Annotated in this window: 1 protein-coding gene; it reads left to right on the plus strand. The window is 39.4% G+C overall.

All coding sequences use genetic code 11. From position 1 onward, the window contains the following. The first annotated feature begins 148 nt into the window (after nucleotides 1–148). Nucleotides 149–3175, plus strand: a complete 3027-nt coding sequence (locus FFM57_RS09725) for a VaFE repeat-containing surface-anchored protein (RefSeq protein WP_137600321.1) — start codon at nucleotides 149–151, stop codon at nucleotides 3173–3175. Nucleotides 3176–3230 lie beyond the last annotated feature (55 nt).

Consider the following 3230-nt stretch of genomic DNA (forward strand, 5'->3'; position numbering starts at 1 on the left):
TTTGTGGTTAAAAACATTGTACCGTATCAGGCACTCATATGGCCTTTTCTTTTTACACAATTATATGGACTTTATCTTATGGACTTGACTTTAAATTTTCCTTTTTAAAAAAGAATTGAAATGAAAAATTTGAAAAGAAGGCATGATGATGAAAAAGATTCAAAAGATCATGACTTCCCTAATGTTATTCTTTACCATTGCGGGTGTAATCGCTCAGCCAGTTAACGCTTTTGCTAGCGAAACTGGGGATAGCACTGCTGTTTCAGCTGAAGAGACGAAAAGTAGTGAAGATGAAGCAGCGGTTTCTACTACAAGCAGCGAAGCTACAATGGAAAGTACTGTTTCATCTGAAACAGCTGTTCCTGAAGTCGCAGAGAATACAAGTGCTGCTAAGGAAGTAGAAGTTGGGGAGTCACAAAATGCAAATGATAGTCCGCTAGAAAATCCACTGAAAGTAGAAGATACAATTTCTACTTTACCTGAAGAAAAAGCCGTTGAAACTACTGATGGATCTGCAACAGATACTAATGCAGTGTCTAGCGTTTATGTTGGTGCTATGGGTGTGTTGATGGTGGATGGAAAACCTGTCTATTACGCTGATGGAACGACACCAGTTGAATATGACAAGTTACTCCAACAAGGGACTGCAATCCAATTAAGAAGCTCAGGTGGGGCTCAGATTACTTATTCTGGCCCAATTACGTATTCATACTGGACTGTTGGTCAATTTCAAATTAATGGAAAAGTTGCTTTTTGTATTGAACACGAAAAAGGAAGCCCAGCTACAGATACGCCTAACTCAGGTACCAGCCCATATGATAATGAAACGATTGCGTCTATTCTTTACTATGGTTGGGGCGGTGCAGGCAACGTCTTTGCAAGCTCTGACGGTGCTCGTGGGATTGTAATTACCTCTCTTGCATTATCTAATGCATATACTGGTGGGGATAAAGGTACAGCTGATGAAGCTTACCAAGTGCTAATGAATAAGGTTGTGACAGCACCTATTAAAGATACTCATGTAAGTTTGAACGGAACTAATTTGACTGTTCACTTTACAACCAAAATTTCTGGATCAAAACAAGTTTCTAGTCAAGGTAGCTTTAGTGGTAAGGGCGCTTCTGATTATATTTCTTTTAAAGTCCCTGCTGGAATGACTTACGTCTGTGAGAATACTGGCGCAACGTCCACAAATGCGGATGTTAAAGTGTATAGTGGTCAAAAATTCCATTTTGAAGCTAGTTTGAATGCGAATGCTTCACTTTCTACTGGAACCTTAAAGAATTTTGTACAGGACTTTCAACCTTTATTGGTAAAACCAATGGATGGTAACCTCCAAACGCTAGCAACTTGGCAATGGTACACTGATCCAACTGATGTTGTTTCTTTTGATGTCTCATTCAAACCAATCGTTGGGAATGTGAGCATTAAAAAAGTGGATGATTTGGGCAATCCTGTAGCGGGTGTTAAATTCCAATACACGTCTACAGACCCTAATTATCCTAGTGGCGAATGGGTCACTGGTACAGATGGTAAGTGGATCTCTAATGGTTGGACTCCTGGCACAAAAATTTCAGTGACAGAAGTCAGCGCTCCAGAAGGGTATAAAGTGGATACCACTCCTCAAACATGGACGGTAGTTGCCGGTGAAACGCACGAATTTGATTTTGTGAATCCGAAACAAACGATTGGTACGACTGCAACTGATGCAGCCGACGGTGATAAAACTCTTGTACCTGAGAAAAAAGTAACAATTGTTGATGCCGTGGCTTACAAAAATCTCTATACTGATGGTCGAGAGTACACGGTTAAAGGAACTTTAATGGTGCAAGAAACAGGCGAGCCGTTATTAATTAACGGAAAAGAAGTTACGGCCACGAAAACTTTCGTGCCTACTACAGAGAATGGCTCTGTAGATGTAGAATTTACTTTTAATGCTAGTGCTCTTGCTGGTAAGAAAGTAGTCGCTTTTGAAGACCTTTATCAAGATAATATCCACGTGACAGTCCACAATGATATTAACGACGTGCCGCAAACAGTAGAGTTCACTAATCCAAGTATTACGACTACTGCCACTAATGCTACAGATGGCTCAAAATTATTTGATCCTGAAGAAGAAGTCCAATTAAATGATGTTGTTTCTTATCATGATTTGGAAGTTGGCGATAAATATCGTTTAACAGGCACTGTGATGGATAAGACTACTGGCAAAGCTTTGAAATCTGATGGCAAGGAAGTAACCCTTACCAAAGAGTTTAAACCTGAAGCTGCAAATGGAACTGAAACTGTTGAATTTAATTTTGATGGTGTCGGTGTTAAAGGCGATTTGGTAGTCTTTGAATCATTGGAACGTTATAATACAGCCGACAAAACTTGGTATGATTCCGCAAGCCATGCGGACATTAACGATGAAGGGCAGACGGTACACTTTACTGCGCCAACCGTCCACACTACCGCTACCAATAAAGAAGACGGTAGTAAAACCTTTGAACCTTTAGAAACGGTCACTTTGATCGATAACGTGAAATACACTGATTTAATCGAAGGTAAAGTTTACCAAGTTACTGGTACCTTAATGGATAAAGAAACTGGTAAAGCTTTATTAGTGGATGGTAAAGAAGTTCATGCTTCTACTACCTTTATTGCTGGTCAAGGGAAAGTAACTAGTTCTAAAGCTCAAGATGTTGCAGGTATTCCTACTAAGACTGTTTCTGGTTCTGTTGATGTAACCTTTACCTTCAAGGGCGTGGATCTAGGTGGTAAAACGATTGTAGTTTTTGAAGACTTGTATCGGAAAAATACTAAATTAACCACTCATGCGGACATCAATGATGTTCCTCAAACAGTGGAATTTACGAAGCCTAAAATTCATACGACTGCTACAAACACGTATGACTCTTCCAAGTTTGCAGATGCGTTAGATACGATTAAATTAACGGATAACGTGTACTATGAAGATTTAGTAGACGGAAAAACCTACACTATGACTGGTAAATTAATGAACAAGTTAACGAATGAACCTTTCCTTGTGAATGGCAAAGAAGTAACGAAAACTGTTCAATTCATTGCTCGTGATGGTGAAGGCGAAGTTGTTTCTGCCGAAACTAAAAAAGCTGCTGCTAAAAAGGATAAATTAGTATCTGGTGTGGTACCTGAAGCGACCCCCAAAAGTTAGACCAAAAATCTAACTTTTGGAGGTCGCTATTTTTATGGCTAAATATGATTTAGAA

Source organism: Enterococcus nangangensis, from assembly GCF_005405245.1.
Taxonomy (GTDB): Bacteria; Bacillota; Bacilli; order Lactobacillales; family Enterococcaceae; genus Enterococcus_J; species Enterococcus_J nangangensis.

Coding starts and splice junctions, on each gene's coding strand:
- FFM57_RS09725 (WP_137600321.1), top strand. CDS start 149: ATGAAAAAGATTCAAAAGATCATGACTTCCCTAATGTTATTCTTTACC.